The following is a 607-nucleotide window of genomic DNA, read 5'->3' on the forward strand; positions in this document are numbered from 1 at the left end:
TTACTATCCGGCGGAGTTTCGGCACAAAATAAAAGTGAGGTTGCGCTTAATGCGAAGATCAACAGCATCGTCAGCAAAATGACGCTGGAAGAAAAAATAGACATGCTTCATGGAAACGCGTTGTTTTCTTCGGCAGGTGTAAGCCGTTTAGGTATCCCGGAACTTACCTGCGATGATGGCCCCTTAGGCGTACGTGAAGAAATAAAGCGCTTTGATTGGGCGTCGGCTAACTGGACAACCGATTCTGCCACGTTTTTACCAAATGGCTCGGCAATAGCAGCCACATGGAATCCCGTAATGGCCAACCGGTATGGCGTAGTTATAGGCGAAGAAGCGAATGCCCGTAAAAAGCATATAATGCTTGCACCGGCATTCAATATTTGCCGGATGCCGCTTTGCGGCCGTACTTATGAATATTATTCGGAAGACCCTTATTTAAACAGCCTGCTGGCGGTTCAAGCTGTAAAAGGAATTCAAAGCCGGCATGTGGCAGCTTGTGTAAAACACTTTGCCGCAAATAACCAGGAACTTAACCGCGATAGCGTAAACACCATAGTTGATGAAAGAGCCTTGCGCGAAATTTATTTCCCGGCATTTAAAGCAGCCG

The 607-nt window shown here is 47.0% G+C and carries 1 protein-coding gene; it reads left to right on the forward strand.

Going from position 1 to position 607, the window contains the following annotated elements; all coding sequences use genetic code 11:
• A partial coding sequence (locus AC1D2Q_RS29530) for a glycoside hydrolase family 3 N-terminal domain-containing protein (protein WP_477815548.1) occupies positions 1-607 on the forward strand: 607 nt, incomplete at both ends.

Source organism: Pseudomonas sp. P1_A1 (genome assembly GCF_056406935.1).